Below are 20,557 nucleotides of genomic sequence, written 5' to 3' on the forward strand. Positions count from 1 at the left end.
TTGATGTTTTAGGAAGAAAACTTGCAGAGTATAATGACGTTAATTCTCAAGCATTTATAATTTCAAATCTTATAAAAAACAATACTTCTTTGTTATTAAACATTACTTTAATAAATGATAAAGTAATTACTAAAAAAGTAATTTTTTAAACTAATTAATATACTTTTGAAAACTCCAAAAAGTCCTTTTCTGTATATAGTTAAGGTCTTTTTCATTTGAATATGCTTCTCTTTCAAATGAAATGTTGTAATAAGCTTTTTTTCTATCTTTATATTGCATCAATCTGAATATATATTCAATAAAATACCAAACATAAAATGGCAATATCAACAACTCTAATTGTTGTCTAATATGAATTTTTTCGTGATTTAAAAAAACCAAATTATCCTTATCTTCACGATGTTTCAAAAACACAAATGGGTAAAATGTTAAACCACGAAATCCTCTTGGCGTTAAATATTTAAAAACTATTAGAATCATATGATGCAAAGTTGCTAAATTTGTAGTTATGAATGAAGAATTAAATCCAAATAATTTAAAAGAAGGTGAAGATTATTATTACACACCAGAAGGATACAAATGTTTTACTGAAAAATACCATATAAAACGCGGATATTGTTGCAAAAGTGGATGCAGACATTGCCCTTATGGATTTGATAAAAAAACAGGACAATTAAAAAAATAATTATGGCGTTCCTTTCAGGTCGGGCTATCCGTTACAATCTTTTATTCCTCCCGATTACAATCGGGATCAATAAAAGGATTTTCACTTCTATCCCTAACGCAAACAATATTATATAAAAATGACATTCAAAGAACAAATACAACAAGGAATTCCATCGGTTTTACCAAATTCAAAACTATATGAAATTGATATAAATCACGCACCAAAACGAAAAGAAATCCTCTCGAATGAAGAAAAAAAGTTAGCATTAAAAAATGCCTTACGCTATTTTGAACCAAAACATCACGCCGAATTAATAGTCGAATTCAAAGAAGAATTAAAAAAATACGGTCGAATTTATATGTACAGATTTCGTCCAGATTATAAAATGTACGCAAGACCAATTTCTGAATATCCAGGAAAATGCGAGCAAGCCAAAGCCATAATGTTAATGATTCAGAATAATCTCGATTATGCAGTGGCACAACATCCACACGAACTCATTACCTATGGCGGAAATGGTGCTGTTTTTCAAAATTGGGCGCAGTATTTATTAACAATGAAATATTTGGCCGAAATGACCGAAGAGCAAACTTTAGCTATGTATTCTGGTCATCCTATGGGTTTGTTCCCATCACATAAAGAAGCACCAAGAGTTGTGGTTACCAACGGAATGGTAATACCCAATTATTCTTCTGCTGATGATTTAGAAAAAATGAATGCATTGGGCGTTTCTCAATACGGACAAATGACAGCTGGAAGTTATATGTATATTGGTCCGCAAGGAATTGTTCACGGAACCACAATTACTGTTTTAAACGGATTTAGAAAAATAAAAAAATCTCCAAAAGGTGGTTTATTTGTCACCTCTGGATTAGGTGGAATGAGTGGCGCGCAACCCAAGGCAGGAAATATTGCAGGTTGCGTTACTGTTTGTGCCGAAGTAAATCCAAAAATTACGCACATTCGTCATTCACAAGGTTGGATAAATGAAGTGATTGAGAATATTGACGAATTAGTTCCAAGAGTAAAAAAAGCACTCGAAAATCAAGAAGTCGTTTCTATTGCTTATCTCGGAAATGTAGTCGATGTTTGGGAACGTTTCGACCAAGAAAACCTGCACATCGATTTAGGTTCCGATCAAACTTCACTACACAATCCTTGGGCTGGAGGTTATTATCCAACTGGATTTTCGTTTGAAGAATCTAATGATTTAATGGCGAATAATCCATCTAAATTTAAAGAAGAAGTTCAAAAAACATTGCGCCGTCACGCAACCGCAATTAATAAACATACTGCAAAAGGAACGTATTTCTTCGACTATGGAAATGCTTTTTTATTAGAAGCTTCTCGTGCTGGAGCAGATGTTTTTGCAGAAAATCATATCGATTTTAAATACAATAGTTATGTTCAAGATATTATGGGACCAATGTGTTTTGATTACGGATTCGGTCCATTTCGATGGGTTTGCGCATCAGGAAATCCAGAAGATTTAGCCAAAACCGACAAAATTGCTTGTGATGTTCTAGAGGAAATGATGCAAACTTCTCCGCCAGAAATCCAACAACAAATGGCCGATAACATCCAATGGATAAAAGGTGCACAAGAAAATAAATTAGTCGTTGGTTCACAAGCTAGAATTCTTTACGCAGATGCAGAAGGAAGAATCAAAATTGCAGAAGCATTCAATCAAGCGATTGCTCGTGGCGAAATTGGCTACATAATTCTTGGACGTGATCACCACGATGTTTCAGGAACCGATTCACCTTATCGAGAAACTTCAAATATTTACGATGGTTCACGTTTTACAGCCGATATGGCAATACAAAATGTGATTGGCGATAGCTTTCGTGGCGCAACTTGGGTTTCCATTCATAATGGTGGTGGCGTTGGTTGGGGAGAAGTTATTAATGGTGGTTTTGGTATGGTTCTTGATGGTTCTAATGAAGCGTCAAGACGATTAGAATCAATGCTTTTCTGGGATGTAAACAACGGAATTTCACGACGAAGTTGGGCACGAAACGAAGGAGCCATTTTTGCCATAAAAAGAGCAATGCAAACGCAACCTTTATTGAAAGTTACAATTCCGAATATAGTAGACGATAATTTGTTTCAAGTTTAATGTTTCAAGTTGGTTTAGCAATAACTTGAAACCTGAAACCTGAAACTTTAAAACTTTAAACTAAAAAAATATGAAAAATTTAAGCTTTATACTCCTACTCTTCGTTCTTGCTTCGTGCAGTTCGGTGAGTGTAAATTCCGATTATGATAAGAAAGTAGATTTTACCTCCTACAAAACCTATGCTTATCTAAAAAATGCTATTGATAAAGTCGAAATATCCGATTTAGATAAAAAACGAATTTTGCGCTCTATTGATGAAGCAATGACCACAAAAAACTTTACAAAAAGTGAAACGCCAGATGTATTAATTAGTATTTTCACTAAAGAAAATGAGCGAGTTGATGTTTACAACAATTCTGGTTTTGGATTTGGCTGGAGTCCTTTTTGGGGAATGGGAATTGGTTATAACCACGTAAACACAACTCCCGAAGGCACTTTGATAATTGACATTTTAGATGCTAAAACCAAAGAACTCGTTTGGCAAGGCGAAGGAAGTGGTTATTTAACTAAAAACACTGATAAAAAAGACGCTCGAATTAAAGAATTTGTAGATAAAATCTTGGCGCAATATCCGCCTGTTAAAAAATAATTTAAAATTTCATTATTCGTTGTTCCAAATTGAATATTCAACATTCAACAACGAATTTAGAATATTGAAATAAACAAAAACCACAGTATTATACAAACTGTGGTTTTTTTTTAGGATTTATGCTGATGAATATCAGTAGCGAATGGCTTGGTTTCTTTTGGTTTCCATTTTCCTGCTATACATTACAATCTCGTCCCAAAAAACGAGATTTTCATTGCTATCAGGGCTAGATTGGTTATGTATTGAATAGATGCAGAATTTTTAAGAAACTATAACATACACATTTAAATAATCTAGAATTAATTTGTTTTCCAAACTATTGTGTTTTTTGTATGTTTGTACTACCATCAAACTATTGATTTTTCAATTTTATGACAAAAAAAGAATCCAATTTAGCAGTTATAGAAACTAATTTACTCCAAGTATTATCTCATCTTATTGAGCAAAGCAAACACCAAGTTGCAATCCAAACCAATAGCACTCTTACCTTATTGTTTTGGCAAGTTGGCAATCGCATCAATCAAGATATTTTACAAAATAAACGAGCCGAATATGGAAAACAAATTGTGTCGACAGTGTCGGCACTATTAGAAAATAAATATGGGAAAAATTTTGAAATAAAAAACCTTCGAAGAATGTTGCAGTTTGCAGAACAATTTAACGATTTTCAAATTGTCGTGCCAATGGCACGACAATTATAAATTAAAATTTTAATTATTTTTAAAAAAAATTAAAATTTTGAGATTCAAAGTTATACTTTTATAGCTTTCAAAGATTTCATATGCCAAACAATAAAATAGAATTGATAAAAAAAGAACTTTTTGAAACACTTTCAAAAAGCCCTCTTGATTATGACAAGGTAATGAATTTGTCAACAGAATTAACAAAATTAGACCCTAATTTTCAAAGATTTTTTGTTGATGCTAAAACACTTATTCATTTAGGAAGAGATAGTATAAAAGATCATAGTACAGCTCTTCTTGAATTAGTAAAAAACAGTTATGATGCAGATGCGAAAAATGTTGAAGTTGAAATATATTCTAATTCAAATGATTTTATTAGGATTGCAGATAATGGTTTTGGGATGACAGAATCTGAACTTAAGAACAATTGGTTAAGAATTGGTTTTTCTGCAAAAAAAATATCTAAAATTAGTGAATTAGGCAGAAGAAAAACTGGAGAAAAAGGAATTGGAAGAATTTCAACTGATAGACTTGGTGCATTACTAGAATTAAGAACAAAATCAAGAAATGATAAACTAATTGGTCTTAAATTAAACTGGGATGATTTTGATGTTGAAGGAAAAGATTTATCAGATATTAAAATTCAAATTTTTGAACCTGACAGTATTAAATTACCTGACTTAAAAGGTTTAAAATCTGAAACAGGAACTGAAATAATAATTTCAAATCAAAGACAACAATGGACAAAAAAAAATATTGAAAATCTTTTCACAGAGCTATCAGCATTAACACCTCCTTTCGAACAAGTAATTGATTTTAAAATTGATTTAAAAAACGATGTTTTTCCTAATGTTTCTAGAACAATTGATACAAATTTTTTAAAAGCTGCTGAAATTGATTTAGAAGCATTTTATGATGGTAAAGGCTCTGATATAATTTATACAATTAATAATAAGTATACAAAAAAAGAAACAATTGAAACTGTAAAGTGGAAAAACTTAATCACTAAATCAGATTTAAATATTAGTGATAATATTTTAGACAAACTTAGATGTGGTCCAATAACATTAAAACTTTCTTTCTTTTTAAGAGAAGCTGCTTCTGTTGAAAATATGAGTTTTAATCTCTCTGATCTTAGGGAATTTCTTGATAATAATGCTGGAATTAAAATTTATAGAGATAGAATTGTAGTTAAACCATATGGCTTTCCAAGCTCACAGTTTGGATACGATTGGTTAAATCTTGCAGACAGAAAAGCACAAGATCCAGCAGGTATTAGTAGAGGAAATAATTACAGAATAACTCCTAATCAAATAGTTGGAGCAACGTTTATATCTAGGGATAACAATCTTTCTTTAGCAGATAGTGCAGCTAGAGAAGGCTTTGTTGAATCCGAAGCATTTTTGGATTTAAAATATTTTATTTTAGGTTCAATAAATATGCTTGAATCATATAGAACAAAACTACTTCCAGAAATAAAAAAATCTAAAAGCAATGAGAAATCATCAGAAAGTAATACAGATAAAATAATTAAATCCCTTTCTGAGATTGAAGCTGATTTATCTGAAATTAAAGCTGAAATTGATTCAAGTAAAGACATTGATGATGATGTTAAAGAAAGTGTTCAAAAGAACATAACAAATTTGAGTAAGACAACACAAAAAGTTGAAAAGACAATAACTGACTTACTTAATTGGAATAGAACTTTAAGTGGTTTAGCGACTGTTGGCATATCATCAGCAGTTTTCGGCCACGAAACAGAAGGTTCAATTACACAATTTAAAGGTTCGACTTCTACTGCTAAATTACTTTTAAAAAAGAAAACTCCAGATATTGATGGAGCTATATCAGAGTTAGACAAAGCAATAAAACATTCAAATAAAGTAGCTGCTTGGGGCGCATATGCTTTAACAAGAGTTCAAAGAGAAAAAAGAAGTAAAAAAAATATAAACATTAAAAGAACAATAGAAACAGTTATAGGAGAGTTGAATCCAGCATTTAAAGCTGCTTCAATTGATTTAATGATGAATGGAATAGAATTAATATCCAAAACTTATCAAATGGATATTGAAACGATATTAATTAATTTACTAACCAATTCATATACTGCTACAACCCAAAAAAATGGTGAAAGAAAAATTATTGTTTCACTTATTAGAGAAGAATTAAAAATTAATAAAAAAAATGAAACCGCAGGTTACGCTATAATCGTATCAGATTCAGGACCAGGCGTTTCAAAAGAGTTCAGTCATCGAGTCTTTGAACCTTTATTTTCAACAAAAATAAATCCTACTCAGGGCAGTAATAGCATAGGAACTGGTTTAGGATTGACTGTTGTGAGTTCTATTGTAAGAGATTTAAACGGAAAAATTTCTTTTGATATAGATCCAATTCTCAAAGGCGCAAGATTCAAAGTATGGTTACCATTAGAAAAAAAATAAATTATGTACAAAATTGCTATTATTGATGATAATTATGACCAAAGAGAAACACTACGAAGGTCATTAGATGCTTATTTAGAAATTAAAGATTCTAATTTTGTTGTGATTGATATATTTCCATATGACACAGAAACTTTTGAAGAATATTTTGATTGGATTCTAAATGAAAATATTGTTTGTTTGATTTTTGATGAGAGAATGCATAACGAAACAGAAGGTGGTATTGGACCTGTTTCATATAGAGGTAATCAACTTGTAAGTATAATTAGGGAACGATATAAAGATATTCCGATTTATGTAATTACTTCAAATAAAACTGATGAAGAATTAACTGCAAAATTCAGCGAATTTGAAGATATTATTGAAAGACAAGAGTTTATAAATGAAGGTGAAAAATATGTAGATAGAATCATTAGATCAACACAAAGATATCTTGATGAAAACAATAACGAATTAAAAGAATTTCAGGAATTGTCAAAAATGGTTGCTTCTGGAAAAAACACTGGAAATCAAATGAATAGATTGTTAGCTTTACAAACAAAACTTCATCTTCCGTTAGATATAAATTTGGGTGAAAGAAAGGATTGGCTTGACGAGTATGAAGAAAGAATTAAAGAGTTAGAAGCTTTAAAGTTAGAGTTAGAACTAAAATTGAAAAAAAATTGAATTGGAAAAAAATAATTAAGGATAAGTCAAAACAACCAATGAGTGGCACTTATTCTGATTGGAAAGAACAAATTGCAGAGGAATGTTATTATCAATGTGTTTATTGTTCAATTCACGAATCTCAGTTTGGTGGAATAGATCATTACCATATAGAACATTATAAACCAAAATCAATTCCTAAATTTAAGGACTTAGAAAATGATATTTTAAACTTGTTTTATTCCTGCCCAATTTGTAATAGATTTAAAAGTAATGATTGGCCAAATAATGATGATGATTTGAATATATTGTGTTATCCAAATCCATCGAAACATAATTATTTAGATTTATTTATTGTAGATTTAGAAACTTATATGTTACTTGGTAAATATATAAGTAGTTGTTATTTAACAGAAAGATTATTTTTAAATAGACCTCAATTGATTTATGAAAGACGTGAACAGATTTTAAAAGAACGTGAAAAAAAAGTTTTTATTGAAATTAACGAATTAAAACAAAATGAAATTATTAAGAATGATTTAGAAAGCGTTAATAAATTATATGATATCACTTCAAGTTTATTAAATATTATAAGGAAAAGAGATAAAATTAGACCTTATAAATTAGCCGAGATAAGAAGAAAATGACAAATAAAAAAAAATCAGGTTCCTATTACACTCCTACAAGATTAGCTGATTTTGTAGCAGATTATTGTTTGACTAAAATTAAAAGAAAAGTAATTTCAGTTTTGGAGCCAAGTGTTGGTGATGGGTCTTTTGTAAAAGCAATCGCAAAAAGTAACAAATTAGATAAATTTTCAAAAATCAATTTAACGATTGTAGAAAAAGATAATTTAGAACTTGAAAAAGCAAAATGCATTGATAAAAATAGTAAAATAAATGTAAGCTCATTTAATTGTGATTATTTAAATTTTCATTTTGAAAACACTAATTCATACTCTCTAATCATTGGAAATCCTCCGTATGTAAAGAAAAATCTATTAGAGAATAATCAAAAAGAATTAGCTAAAACTATTCACAGCGAAAGTAAGTTGTCTAATAAAAGTATAAATAATATTTGGACTTCCTTTTTAATAAGTGGTATTTCAAAACTAAAAAAAGATGGTATTCTTGCATTTATACTTCCTTTAGAACTATTACAAGTTAAGTTTACAGAGGAGATTAGAACATTTTTGAAAAAAGAGTTTGTAAGAGTTGAAGTTTTTACATTCAATGAATTACAATTCCAAGAATGTAAAGGTCAAGATACTGTTTTACTTATTGGTTACAAAAAACATTTACAAAAAGGAACATTCTATACAAATATCTCATCATTAGAGGATTTAGAAAATAATAATTATAGTTTTTATGAAAATCAATCACTTTCAGATTCTGATAAAAAATGGACACATCATTTTATAACTCCTGATGAATATGAATTTTTAGAAAATTTAAAAAATAAACTACATAATGTTTCTCATTTTCTTGATAATAAAGCTGGTATAGTTACTGCAGCAAATAACTATTTTATAGTTAATAAGGAAACACTAAAGAAGTTTGAACTAAAAGAATTTGCAAAGCCAATAGTTCAAAAAGGTTTCTTCGTAAATGGTTCTGTTGCATTTAACAATGAAGACTTTAAAAAATTAGTATCAGAAAATAAACCATCCTATCTTTTAGATTTCAACAAATTAAAAGATGATAAAATATCAAAAAAAACACAAGACTATTTTAATATAGGTGTTTCAGAGGAATTACCATTAAGATTCAAGTGCAAACAAAGAAACAAATGGTACAAAGTGCCTAATGTTGCTACTGTTCCAGAAGCATTCTTTTTTAAAAGAGCACACGAATACCCTAAAATGATTAAAAATGAAGCCAATATATTAGTAACTGATAGTGCATATAAAATAGAAATGAAGTCAGGTTATAATTTAGATAATTTTATTTTTTCGTTTTATAACTCATTAACTCTTACTTTTGCAGAACTGGAAGGCAGATATTATGGTGGTGGAGTTCTTGAATTAACACCAAATGAATTTAGAATATTACCAATTCCTTATACAGAGTGTAATAATTTTGACGTTTACAAGAAAAATTTTAAAGGTAAATCTTCAATACAAGATGTTTTGAAAACTAATAATTATGAAATCTTAAATAAAACTCTTGGGTTATCAGTTAAAGAAATTGAAAGAATTGAATTAATTAGATTAAAGTTAGTAGAGAAAAGACATAGAAAGTAAATTCTCAAAACAAAACACTCTTCTGAAACCAACTGCCCTAGCCCAGATTGAAGTGGAAATCCTTTTTTAAAAAAACCTATTTTTTTCTTGGAGTTGCGGAACATCCAACGGAAGTTACCGCAACGAGATAGAAAAAAAGGTTTTTGAGAAAAAGATTGAAATGGAAAGCTGGAAATAGCTCCTGAAAAATTGGATGAGATTCTTCGTTCCTCAGAATGACAAAAAGGGCGAATGATAATTTAGTAATCAATACTGCTTCTGAACACTAATAATTAAGTAACTCTTCCATTTTCAACCTTACTTTATCCACATTTGGAATCATAGTAAACTCCAAAACGCTGTTGAGCGGAATGGCTGGCATATTCTCTGAACCAATAACCATAACTGGTGCATCTAAATATTTAAAACATTTTTCTTGAATGAGTCCAGCTAAACTTCTTGCAAAGGAATTATTGGTTGGTTCTTCGGTAACAACCAAGCACTTTTTAGTTTTTTTGACTGATTTAAAAATCGCTTCTTCATCAAGTGGATACAAGGTTCGCAAATCGATAATTTCTACTTTATTCTGAACTTGTTTCAGAATCTTTTCCGTTTTATCTTTATTCTGAACTTGTTTCAGAATCTCTGCTGATGCATTCAAAGCCCAATGAACTCCCATTCCGTATGTGATTACCGTAATAGTTTCGTCGGTTTCTTGTTCCCAAATTTCTTGAATGATATTGGCTTTCCCGAAGGGTAAAATATAATCTTCGCTTGGTTCGTTGACTCTTGCTGCGTCAGTTCCTTTTACTTTGCTCCAATACAAACCTTTATGTTCTAAAATCACAACTGGATTTGGGTCGTAATAGGCAGCTTTTAAAAGTCCTTTTAAATCAGCTCCATTACTCGGATAGGCAATTTTAATACCGCGAATGTTGGTCAAAACACTTTCTACAGATGACGAATGATATGGTCCGCCACTTCCATAAGCTCCAATTGGAACTCTCAAAATCATACTCACGGGCCATTTTCCGTTGGACAAATAACACGAACGACTGACTTCGGTAAACAATTGATTCAATCCAGGCCAAATATAATCGGCAAACTGAACCTCAACAATGGGTTTTAAACCAACAGCAGACATTCCGACAGTGGAACCTACAATAAATGCTTCTTGAATTGGTGTATTGAAAACGCGTTCGTCTCCAAATTTTTGTGCTAAAGTTGCTGCTTCTCTAAAAACTCCGCCTAATCTTGCTCCTACGTCTTGTCCGTACAGCAAACATTCGGGATGTTTTTTCATTAATTCTTCGACTGCAAAAAGGGCGCAATCGACCATTACCACTTTTTCTTCTCGTGGTGGATTACGTTCGCCAACTTCTTCTGTAATTGGCGTTGGAGCAAAATTGTGCGTAAATAAATCTTCTGGAGTTGGATCTTCGGCTAGTTTCGCTTTATCAAAATCAGCTTGGACTTTGGCTAAAGCCACCGCCGATTGATGGTCTATTTCTTGTTGTGTGATTCCTGCTTCCAATAATTGTTTTATCAAAACTGGATATGGATCTCGAGATTTTGCTTCTTCTAAATCGTCACGATACCATTCCATTCGAACTCCAGAAGTATGATGATTTAACAAAGGTACTTTGGCGTGTATTAAAAACGGACGACGTTCTTCACGAATGGTTTTTACTACTTTTTGAACTGCTAAATAACTTTCGGCAAAATCAGCTCCATCAATAGAAATCGCTTCAATTCCGTGGAAACCTTTGGCATATTCAAACGCATTTTGAGCTCGAGTTTCGGCTGCATTTGCAGAAATATCCCAACCGTTATCTTGTACTAAATATAAAATTGGAAGTTGTTTTAAAGCTGCCATTTGGAAAGCTTCGGCAATTTCACCTTCGGTTACGGATGCATCACCGAGTGAGCAAACAACTATTGGTTTTTCAGTTACTTCTCCTTCTCCTTTGGAGAAGGTTGGGATGAGGACTTTTTCTTTATACCAAAAACCCATCGCAGCACCAGTTGCTGGAATGGCTTGCATTCCAGTTGCAGAGGATTGATGTGGAATTTTTGGTTTATCAGCATCTTTCAAACTTGGATGGCAATAATAGGTTCTTCCGCCCGAAAACGGATCGTCTTTTTTTGCCATTAATTGCAACATTAAATCATAGGGTTGCATCCCAATTCCGAGTAGCATTGCATCATCACGATAATACGGAAACGCATAATCTTGTGGCAATAATTGCATCGCCATTGCAATTTGAATGGCTTCGTGTCCGCGTGAGGTTGCGTGAACGTATTTGGAAACTATTTTAAAGTTCTCTTCATACAATTCGGTCATTGCCTTGGCAGTTGCCATTGTAGAAAAAGCTTTTTTGAGTGTGTTTTTATCTAACATTTATTTTCGATTTGATAATCTATATCTTTTTGGAACACAGATTTAAGAAATTAGAGAAATTTTTAAAATCTTTTGAATTTCTTAAATCTGTGTTCCTGAAATATTTATTTTGCCTCCACTATCCAACCAAATTTGTCTTCGATTTTTTGCAATTTGATATCATTCAAGGTTTGTTTCACCATTTCTGAAACTGGATTTTCTTCAGGGAATTTAAGTGTGAAATCGCCATTCCCAATTTCTTGAATCATTGCTATTCCAACTGCTGTTCCTGCTCCAAATGCTTCTTCGAGAGTACCATTTGCAAATGCTTCTTTGATTTCGGTTATGGTTATTTGTCTTTCGGTAACTTCGTATCCTTTGTCACGCAAAACATCAATAACTGACATTCTTGTAATTCCAGATAAAATTGAACCTGTTAAACTTGGCGTGATGAATTTTCCAGCAATTTTAAAGAAAATATTCATCGTCCCAACTTCTTGAATGTATTCAAAATCTTGTGCATCTAACCATAAAACTTGGTCGTACCCTTTTGATTTTGCATATTCGGTTGGACGAATTGCTGCTGCATAATTACCAGCTGCTTTTGCCTCGCCAGTTCCGCCATTAGCTGCACGAATATATTTGGTTTCGGCATACAATTTTATTTTATGACTATAAATAGGTCCAGATGGTGATGCCATTACAATAAATTTGAAACTTGTTGCAGCTCGCATTCCTATAAATGCTTCGTCTGCATACATAAAAGGACGTAAATACAACGCGCTTCCTTCTTTGGTTGGAATCCAATTTTTTTCCATTGCGACTAGTTTTTTCAAACTTTCTACAAATAAATCTTCTGGAAAAGTTGGCATTCCCATTCTGTCGGCGCTAAAATTCAATCGTTTTGCATTTTCATCTGGACGGAATAACAATGGTGTTCCGTCTTTTCCCAATGTTGCTTTCATTCCTTCAAAAATCGCTTGTCCGTAATGCAGTGCCATTGCAGCTGGATGCGTTGGAATTAATGCTAAAGGTTCTATTCGTGGATTTTGCCATTCGCCATCGTGATAATCGCAAATAAACATATGATCCGAAAATGAAAATCCCATTATGATATTGTTGATATCAACAGTATCAATTTTTGATTTTTCGATGGGTGTAATTTTAATATTGTAAGACATTTTAGTTATGATTTTTGAGTTATGGGTTATGAATTAAAAACCCTACTGAAATTTATATTTAAAAAGTATATTTTGGAATTTCTTCAAGATAATCGCCGATTTTTCGTAAAAATGAACCTCCTAAAAATCCGTCCACTACTCTATGGTCGAACGATAAAGAAAGATACATCATACTTCGAATAGCGATTTCGTCACCTTTTGAAGTCGTAATAACTTCGGGACGTTTTTTAATAATTCCAAGTGCTAAAATGGCTACTTCGGGTTGGTTGATAATTGGTGTTCCCATCAAACTTCCAAACGTACCTACATTGGAAATGGTGAAAGTACTTCCTTGAATTTCTTCGGGTTTTAACTTGTTATTTCGTGAAGCTTCCGCTAAATGATTGACTGTTTTTGCTAATTCAGACAATGATTTTTCGTTAGCATTTCGAACTACAGGAACAATTAAATTTCCGTTGGGTAATGCTGTTGCCATTCCGATATTAATGTCATTGTGAACGATAATGTTTTTCTCATCAACCGAAACATTAATCATTGGAAAATCGACGATTGCTTTGGCAACAGCATCAACAAAAATGGGTGTGAATGTTAGTTTTTCGTTATACTTTTCTTGAAATTTATCTTTATTTCCGTTTCTCCAATTGACTAAATTGGTTACATCGACTTCAATATACGAAGTGACGTGTGGCGATGTCTGCTTGGAATACACCATATGATCGGCAATCATTTTGCGCATACGATCCATTTCCACAATGCGGTCTTTTCCTTCTATGAAATTGATTTTTGGCTTTGGAAAAGAAGAAGTTGTCGGTTGTCGGTTGTCAGTTATTGGTTTGCTTTGTAGAGGATATTTACGGTTCTTCAGATAATTAAAAACATCACTTTTTTGCAATCTTCCTTCTGCTCCTGATGCTGGAATTGTTTGTAATTCTTCAATTGATAAATTTTCTTTTTGTGCAATTGAGATAATTAGAGGTGAAATAAAAGCACTTAGATTGGTTGTCAGTTTTCGGTTGTCAGTTTTAGATAGCGTCACCTCGACTGCGCTCGGTGTGACAGACTTGTTTTCAATAGAACTATTTTCTAACTTTCGACTTTCGACTTTCGACTTTTGACTCTCATCAATCAACGCCAAAACTTCTCCTACACCAACAACAGCATCTTTCTGAAAACGAATTTCAGTAATTATTCCAGAAACTGGCGAAGATACTTCACTATCAACTTTATCGGTAGCGACTTCGAGAATGGTTTCTTCTGCTTCCACAAAATCACCTACGTTTTTCAACCAACTGATTATTGTTGCTTCGGAAATACTTTCACCCATTTTGGGCATTTTGAATTCTGTTATATTCATAAAAATAGTATTCAGTGTTCAGCTTTTAGTGATCAGTTGCTAACTGATGACTGAATACTGATCACTTTTTTTCAAATGTTTTATAAAACGCTTCTTGTGTTGGTCGATTGGCTGGAATTTCTCGTAATGGTTCAACTGCTTTTAATGTATCGTAACATTCTTTTGGCAATTGCTGATACAAAGCGGTTCCTTTGGTTTTCCAATCTATCATTTCATCAGTCACCTCTTTTATTATTGTTGCTGGATTTCCAACTACCATTTTCCTATTCGGAATTTGCATTCCTGCTTTGATGAAACTCAATGCACCAACAATACATTCGTCGCCAAGATTAACATCATCCATAATTACAGCGTTCATTCCGACAAGGCAATTCGCTCCAATATTTGCTCCGTGAATAATTGCTCCGTGACCAATGTGTGCGCCAGTTTTCAAAACAATTGATTTTCCTGGAAACATATGAATGGTGCAATTTTCTTGAACATTACAACCGTCTTCAATGATAATTTCGCCCCAATCGCCACGGATTGCTGCGCCTGGACCAACGTAAACATTTTTGCCAATAATTACATTACCAGTTACCGCTGCTTGCGGATGGATGAAACTACTTTCGTGTATGACTGGGATGAACCCTTTGAATTCGTATATCATTTTTTTATCATATTTCAGTGCAAACGTTTCGTTGCAATTCAGTACAGAGGTTGCAATGCAACGTCTCTACGAATAACTTTTTAACTTCTCTTTTGTAAAATCAGACAAAACCAATCGTCCGCTAATTGCTGCTCTTTCGGCTAATAAATTGTCCCAATCATCTGTTCCTCGCCAGAATACTTTTTTCATTTCGAGCATTGCTTCTTGGTTGTAAGTACACAAATGCTCGGCAAATTTCTGAACTTCTTTGTCAAGAATTTCGATACTTTCGTAAACATTGGCAAACAATCCTTTTTCTCTTGCCCAATTGGCATCGTAAAAATTATTGGCATCAATAGCAATTTGTGACATTGCCGAAACTCCCATTTTACGTTCAATTGCAGGAGAAACTACAAATGGTCCAATTCCGACATTGAGTTCTGATAATTTGATTGATGCGAATTTGGTTGCCATACAATAGTCGGTCGAAGCTGCAATTCCTACTCCACCACCAACGGTTTTTCCTTGAATGCGTCCAATGATAAATTTCGGACATTTTCGCATTGCATTGATTACATTGGCAAATCCAGAGAAAAATAATTTTCCAGTTTCGGCATTGTCAATTGAAATTAGTTCTTGAAAACTGGCTCCGGCACAAAAAGTTCTATCGCCACCACTTTTTAGGATGATGACTTTTACATCATTATTATTTCCAACTTCAGTAATTGTGTTGGCTAGTTTTTTTAATATATCGCTTGGCAAGGAGTTTTGTTCTGGATGAAAAAACTCGATGGTTGCGATGTTGTTTTTTATTTCTTGGTTAACGTATGCTTCTAATATCATATACTTGTTTTATTATGAGATTTCTCCTTCGTCGAAATGACAAAATAGAGAGGAACTACAAAATTCCAAATTGTTCAAAATGATGGTTTAAATGTTTTCGTTCTAACAGATACCATTCGTATCGGTACATTTCGCCAAAAACAGCATTTTTTAAAAGAGTTTCTGGGTTTTGTCTATGATATGTTATGTATTCTGAACGCGCTTCGAGCATTTTTTCTTTGGCACTATTCAAATCGGCGTGCTTTGTTATATTAATTTTCGATTTTTCAGCTAATGGAAATTCAAAATCGTGTGGCATTTTGCTGTAATCATAAAGTGTGTTGTGTACTTTTTCGATGATTTTTTCGGGTGTTGTGATATCGAAATCTTGAATCTCACCTGATGCAATTCGGTAACCGTATTCTAAATGTTCAATCATATTTTGAGCCGACATTGTTCCCCATTTTGGTTTGGAATTTTCGGTCAATTTTTTCAAACATTCCGTGATTTTTTCATCGGTCATTTCAACAAAAACCTCTTGCTTTTTTTGAACCATTGTCAAAATAGTTGCTACAGCTACCAATTCGTTTTCGGCATCAAAAACTTCGACAAACCATTTAACGATGCCGCTTGGATGTTCGGCTGATGCTACATCTCTATCTACTTTTTGTTTGCAAGTTAAACGAACATAAACCGTATCGTTGTGATAAATTGGACGTAAAAATCGACATTCTTCCAATCCATAATTTGCCGCAACTGGTCCTTTATTTGGATACACAAACAAACCTGCTGCGGCTGCTAAAATAAAATATCCGTGAGCGGTTCGTTTTTTGAAAATACTTCCGTCTAGCGAAGTAATATCGGTATGTGCATAAAAATGATCCCAAGTGATGTTGGCAAAATTAATTATGTCGGTATCCGTAACTGTTCTGTTGTGCGTTCGCAACGACATTCCGGGTTGGATGTCTTCCCAATGGTATTGAAACGGATGTTGGGTAATTTCTTTGTAGGCAGAATTTGGCTGGTAAATGCCTGTAATTTCAGTTAATGTGGTTGGCGAACCTTGAATGGCGCAACGTTGCATATAATGTTTGATGCCGCGAATTCCGCCCATTTCTTCTCCACCACCTGCGCGACCTGGACCACCGTGAACGAGTTGTGGCAATGGTGAACCGTGACCTGTACTTTGTTTGGCATTTTCTCGATTTAGAACCAAAATTCTTCCGTGATGCGTGGCAGCATTTACAACATATTCTTTGGCAATTTCGTCTGAATTTGTAACGATTGATGATACTAACGAACCTTTTCCCATTCGAGATAATTCGATAGCTTCATCAAGGTTTTTATAAGGCATTATGGTTGCCACTGGACCAAAAGCTTCGGTTTCGTGGGCTGTTAAATTAGTAAACGGATTTTCTTCTCGAAGCAACATTGGAGAAATAAAAGCACCTTTTTCGTTAGCTCCAACTAGATTTAATTTATCGAAATCACCATAAACGATTTTGGCGGTTTTGGCAATTTCGTTAGTTCTTTCTTTTACTTCTTGCACTTGTGATTTTGAAACTAAGGAACCCATTCGGACTTCTTTTAATCTTGGGTCTCCAATTACGACTTTGTCTAATGCTTTTCCGAGAGCGATTTGAACGTCATCCATTAAGTTTTCTGGAACAATTATACGACGGATTGCGGTACATTTTTGTCCACATTTTACAGTCATTTCGCTTCGTACTTGATTTACAAATAAATCGAATTCGGGTGAACCAACAACTGCATCTTGACCCAAAATAGATGAATTTAATGAATCGGCTTCCATATTAAAAGGTACTGATTCGTTGATGATTCTGGAATGTGCTTTTAACATTCTACCAGTTGATGCTGAACCTGTAAAAGTTACGACATCTTGACTTTCGACTGTATCTAAAAGTGTATTTGCCGAACCACAAATGAGTTGCAATGCACCTTCGGGTAAAATATTGGATGCTATGATTTCTCGAACTACTGCTTCGGTCAAATAAGATGTTGATGTTGCAGGTTTTACAACTGCTGGCATTCCTGCCATCCAATTGACAGCGCATTTTTCTAACATTCCCCAAATTGGAAAATTGAATGCGTTGATGTGAACCGCAACGCCAATTTTTGGAACTAAAATGTGGTGTGCCATAAAACGTCCTCCTTTGGACAAATCAATTTGATCGCCTTCGACGTGATAGGATTGGTTCGGGAATAACTTTCGTAATGATGCATTAGCAAATAGATTTCCGAATCCGCCTTCTATATCAATCCAAGAATCGACACGTGTTGCACCTGTTCTATAGCTGATTTCATAGAATGCTTCTTTGCGTTTGGTTAAATACATTGCCAAACTTTTTATCATATTTCCACGTTCTTGGAAAGTCATTTTGCGTAATTTTTCTCCGCCTTTTGTTCTTCCATAATGGAGGATTTCGCCGAAATTTAGACCTTCGGTTGAAGCATTTCCTATTATTTCTCCTGTTACTGAGTCGAATAAAGGAATGCCTTCTCCTTGACCTGAAGTCCAATGACCGTTTATGTAATTTTGTATTTTGCTCATCTTATCAATAGATCGCTCTTATGAAGCTTTTTTTGTTAAATTTTAATTCTTTTTTTAACAGCAAATTCGCTAATTAAATTATTTTTCAATATTTCTCCTCCGACTAAAGTCGGAGGCTAGTCAGCTACGCGTTCAATAATTGCTGCGTAACCTTGTCCAACGCCTATGCACATTGTAATTAAAGCGTATCTTTTTTGTTGGATTTGTAATTCTAATGCTGCTGAATAACAAATTCTTGCTCCAGTAACACCTAGTGGATGACCAATTGCAATAGAACCTCCGTTAGGGTTGATTCTTGGGTCGTTGTCTTTTAAACCTAACTCACGAATGCACGCGATACTTTGTGAGGCGAATGCTTCGTTGAGTTCTATGATGTCGATTTGATCTAATCTTAAATTGGCTTTGGCTAATGCTTTTTTGGTGGCTTCAACTGGTCCAATTCCCATAATGTTTGGCGCAACGCCAACAACTGCTGAACTTACTATTCGAGCCAAAGGTTTTAAATTATATTTTTTTACGGCTTCCGCAGATGCGATTATGACTGCACAAGCACCATCGTTTAATCCCGAAGAATTTCCTGCCGTTACGCTTCCGTCTTTTTTGAATGCTGCACACAATTTTGATAATCCTTCGATAGATGTTGCTGGCTTTATGAATTCGTCTTTTGAAAATTGAATTGCATCGCCTTTTCTTTGTGGAATTTCAACACTTACAATTTCTTTGGCTAATCTTCCTGAAGTTTGTGCTGCTGTTGCTTTTTGTTGACTGTTCAAAGCGAATGTATCTTGATCTTCACGAGTGATGTTATATTTTTCTACAAGATTTTCGGCAGTTTCACCCATTGCGTCTGTGCCGTACATTGCTTGTAGTTTTGGATTGATAAAACGCCATCCGAAACTGGTGTCGAACATTTTAGAATCGGTTCCATATGCCGATGATGGTTTGGAAACTACTAATGGTCCGCGTGTCATATTTTCAATTCCGCCAGCGATGAAAACGTGTCCGTCACCTGCTTTTATGGCGCGATTGGCGTGAATGATAGCTGATAATCCTGAACTGCACAAACGGTTTACAGTTTCTCCTGGAACTGTTGTTGGTAATCCTGCTAAAAGCAATGACATTCTCGCTACGTTTCGATTGTCTTCACCAGCTTGATTGGCGCAACCCATAATTACGTCATCGTAAGCATCTTTTGGGATGTTTGGATTATTTTCTACTACGGTTTTAATGACCAACGCACCTAAATCGTCTGGACGAACCGACGCTAGTGTTCCTTGATAACTTCCGATTGGAGTTCGAACTCCGTCTATGATGTATGCTTCCATTTTCAGTATTCAGTTGACAGTTTTCAGTTGACAGTTGCTCAACTTTGAACTTATTTTTGTTTTTATTTATTTAACCGCAAAGAACGCAAGGTTCGCTAAGTTTTATTTTCTCGCAAAGGCGCAAAGCTTATTATCCTTGTTATTTATTTTATTTTCTATTCAATTCATTTACTTTTTAGCCCTGATTGGAGAGGAAATCCTTTTTTTAATTGCTTTGGGTTAAAACCCAAGGCAATTGAAAAAAGATTGGAACGGAAAGCAGGAATTGCCATTACTGAAAATGCCCAAGCCATTCGCTCCTGATTATTCTATTCTTCCCAATCTTTTTGGGTGCGATAGACTACTCCTTTGAAAAGCGCTACCAATTCGTTGCCGAGTTTTACTTCTATTATATTGAATCCTAGTTTGTTATTTACTTTTTCTATTACTGATTCGGCTGTTAAATAATCGCCTTCGTTTACGGCTTCGATGTGATTTATTGAGGTTTCGATGGAAACTGCGAATTTTCCGTGTGTATTGGCTGCGAATCCGAAAGCGGTGTCGGCTAACGAATAGGTGATTCCGCCGTGGGCTTTGTTCATACTGTTTAGCATTTCTTTGCGAACTGTCATTGCTACTTTGCATCGACCGATTTCACATTCGAGAATTTCGATACCGAGCCATTGGCTGTAGGCGTCTTTACTTAACATTTTGTATGGTATTTTTGTTCCTTCCATTTTTTAAACCATTAAGGTATTAAGTTTCATTAAGTTTTCTCTCGCAAAGACGCAGAGACGCAAAGTTTATGGTTAATAGAAATTTTTATTTGATTTTGCCATTCTTCTTAAAATTGGACTGCATCTGTATCGGTCTTCGTGGTATTCGTTATATAATTCGTCTAATTTTTCTACGCACCAATTTATTCCGAGTTCGTCTGCCCAAGCGAGTAAT

Annotated in this window: 17 protein-coding genes and 1 pseudogene; 8 read left to right on the forward strand and 10 right to left on the reverse strand. The window is 33.8% G+C overall.

The features are described 5' to 3' along the window. Positions 1-150 precede the first annotated feature (150 nt). Positions 151-480, reverse strand: a complete 330-nt coding sequence (locus ACH2BO_RS00430; protein WP_395042785.1) for a hypothetical protein — start codon at positions 478-480, stop codon at positions 151-153. A gap of 28 nt (positions 481-508) precedes the next feature. Between ACH2BO_RS00430 and ACH2BO_RS00435 the strand changes: the two genes are divergently transcribed. The 8 genes from ACH2BO_RS00435 to ACH2BO_RS00470 all read left to right on the forward strand — a co-directional run bounded on the left by ACH2BO_RS00435 (position 509) and on the right by ACH2BO_RS00470 (position 9,386). Then, positions 509-685, forward strand: coding sequence for a DUF5522 domain-containing protein (locus ACH2BO_RS00435; RefSeq protein WP_395042786.1), 177 nt, complete (start codon positions 509-511; stop codon positions 683-685). A gap of 118 nt (positions 686-803) precedes the next feature. After that, positions 804-2,786, forward strand: coding sequence for a urocanate hydratase (locus ACH2BO_RS00440; RefSeq protein ID WP_395042787.1), 1,983 nt, complete (start codon positions 804-806; stop codon positions 2,784-2,786). Between the two features lie 70 nt (positions 2,787-2,856). After that, the gene (locus tag ACH2BO_RS00445) at positions 2,857-3,375 is read left to right on the forward strand and encodes a DUF4136 domain-containing protein (RefSeq protein WP_395042788.1); all 519 of its coding nucleotides are present in this window, start codon (positions 2,857-2,859) and stop codon (positions 3,373-3,375) included. Between the two features lie 371 nt (positions 3,376-3,746). Next, positions 3,747-4,076, forward strand: a complete 330-nt coding sequence (locus ACH2BO_RS00450) for a DUF1016 N-terminal domain-containing protein (RefSeq protein WP_395042789.1) — start codon at positions 3,747-3,749, stop codon at positions 4,074-4,076. A gap of 80 nt (positions 4,077-4,156) precedes the next feature. After that, a complete protein-coding gene (locus tag ACH2BO_RS00455; RefSeq protein WP_395042790.1) occupies positions 4,157-6,499 on the forward strand; it encodes an ATP-binding protein in 2,343 nt (780 codons plus the stop codon). A 3-nt stretch (positions 6,500-6,502) separates the two neighbouring features. Next, positions 6,503-7,165: a hypothetical protein gene (locus tag ACH2BO_RS00460; RefSeq protein ID WP_395042791.1), complete on the forward strand. Its 663-nt coding sequence runs from the start codon at positions 6,503-6,505 to the stop codon at positions 7,163-7,165. After that, on the forward strand, positions 7,162-7,791 hold the full coding sequence (locus tag ACH2BO_RS00465) for an HNH endonuclease (RefSeq protein WP_395042792.1): 630 nt from the start codon (positions 7,162-7,164) through the stop codon (positions 7,789-7,791). Before ACH2BO_RS00460 ends, ACH2BO_RS00465 begins: the two co-directional genes overlap by 4 nt. Beyond that, positions 7,788-9,386, forward strand: a complete 1,599-nt coding sequence (locus ACH2BO_RS00470) for an Eco57I restriction-modification methylase domain-containing protein (protein WP_395042793.1) — start codon at positions 7,788-7,790, stop codon at positions 9,384-9,386. The genes ACH2BO_RS00465 and ACH2BO_RS00470 overlap by 4 nt, the downstream gene beginning before the upstream one ends. A 265-nt stretch (positions 9,387-9,651) precedes the next feature. On the opposite strand, the gene ACH2BO_RS00475 is transcribed toward ACH2BO_RS00470, so the two are convergent. The 9 genes and pseudogenes from ACH2BO_RS00475 to ACH2BO_RS00515 form a co-directional block, all read right to left on the reverse strand. Continuing rightward, entirely contained in the window at positions 9,652-11,766 is a 2,115-nt protein-coding gene (locus ACH2BO_RS00475) for a thiamine pyrophosphate-dependent enzyme (RefSeq protein WP_395042794.1), read from the reverse strand. Between the two features lie 104 nt (positions 11,767-11,870). Next, positions 11,871-12,926, reverse strand: a complete 1,056-nt coding sequence (locus ACH2BO_RS00480; protein WP_395042795.1) for a branched-chain amino acid aminotransferase — start codon at positions 12,924-12,926, stop codon at positions 11,871-11,873. A gap of 58 nt (positions 12,927-12,984) precedes the next feature. Next, the gene (locus tag ACH2BO_RS00485) at positions 12,985-14,280 is read right to left on the reverse strand and encodes a dihydrolipoamide acetyltransferase family protein (protein ID WP_395042796.1); all 1,296 of its coding nucleotides are present in this window, start codon (positions 14,278-14,280) and stop codon (positions 12,985-12,987) included. 61 nt (positions 14,281-14,341) lie between these two features. Then, a complete protein-coding gene (locus ACH2BO_RS00490) occupies positions 14,342-14,929 on the reverse strand; it encodes a transferase hexapeptide repeat family protein (RefSeq protein WP_395042797.1) in 588 nt (195 codons plus the stop codon). Positions 14,930-14,995: 66 nt separating this feature from the next. Beyond that, positions 14,996-15,751 carry an enoyl-CoA hydratase/isomerase family protein gene (locus tag ACH2BO_RS00495; protein WP_395042798.1) on the reverse strand — a complete coding sequence of 252 codons (756 nt, stop codon included), beginning with the start codon at positions 15,749-15,751 and terminating at the stop codon, positions 14,996-14,998. Between the two features lie 55 nt (positions 15,752-15,806). Further along, positions 15,807-18,302: a phenylacetic acid degradation bifunctional protein PaaZ gene (paaZ, locus tag ACH2BO_RS00500; RefSeq protein WP_395042799.1), complete on the reverse strand. Its 2,496-nt coding sequence runs from the start codon at positions 18,300-18,302 to the stop codon at positions 15,807-15,809. A 116-nt stretch (positions 18,303-18,418) separates the two neighbouring features. Beyond that, positions 18,419-19,627, reverse strand: coding sequence for a 3-oxoadipyl-CoA thiolase (pcaF, locus tag ACH2BO_RS00505; protein ID WP_395042800.1), 1,209 nt, complete (start codon positions 19,625-19,627; stop codon positions 18,419-18,421). 308 nt (positions 19,628-19,935) lie between these two features. Further along, the gene (locus ACH2BO_RS00510) at positions 19,936-20,343 is read right to left on the reverse strand and encodes a PaaI family thioesterase (RefSeq protein WP_395042801.1); all 408 of its coding nucleotides are present in this window, start codon (positions 20,341-20,343) and stop codon (positions 19,936-19,938) included. A gap of 72 nt (positions 20,344-20,415) precedes the next feature. Beyond that, a pseudogene (locus tag ACH2BO_RS00515) lies at positions 20,416-20,557 on the reverse strand (3-hydroxybutyryl-CoA dehydrogenase); the annotation flags it as partial.

Origin of the sequence: Flavobacterium sp. (assembly GCF_043773265.1) — a bacterium.
Lineage (GTDB): Bacteria > Bacteroidota > Bacteroidia > Flavobacteriales > Flavobacteriaceae > Flavobacterium.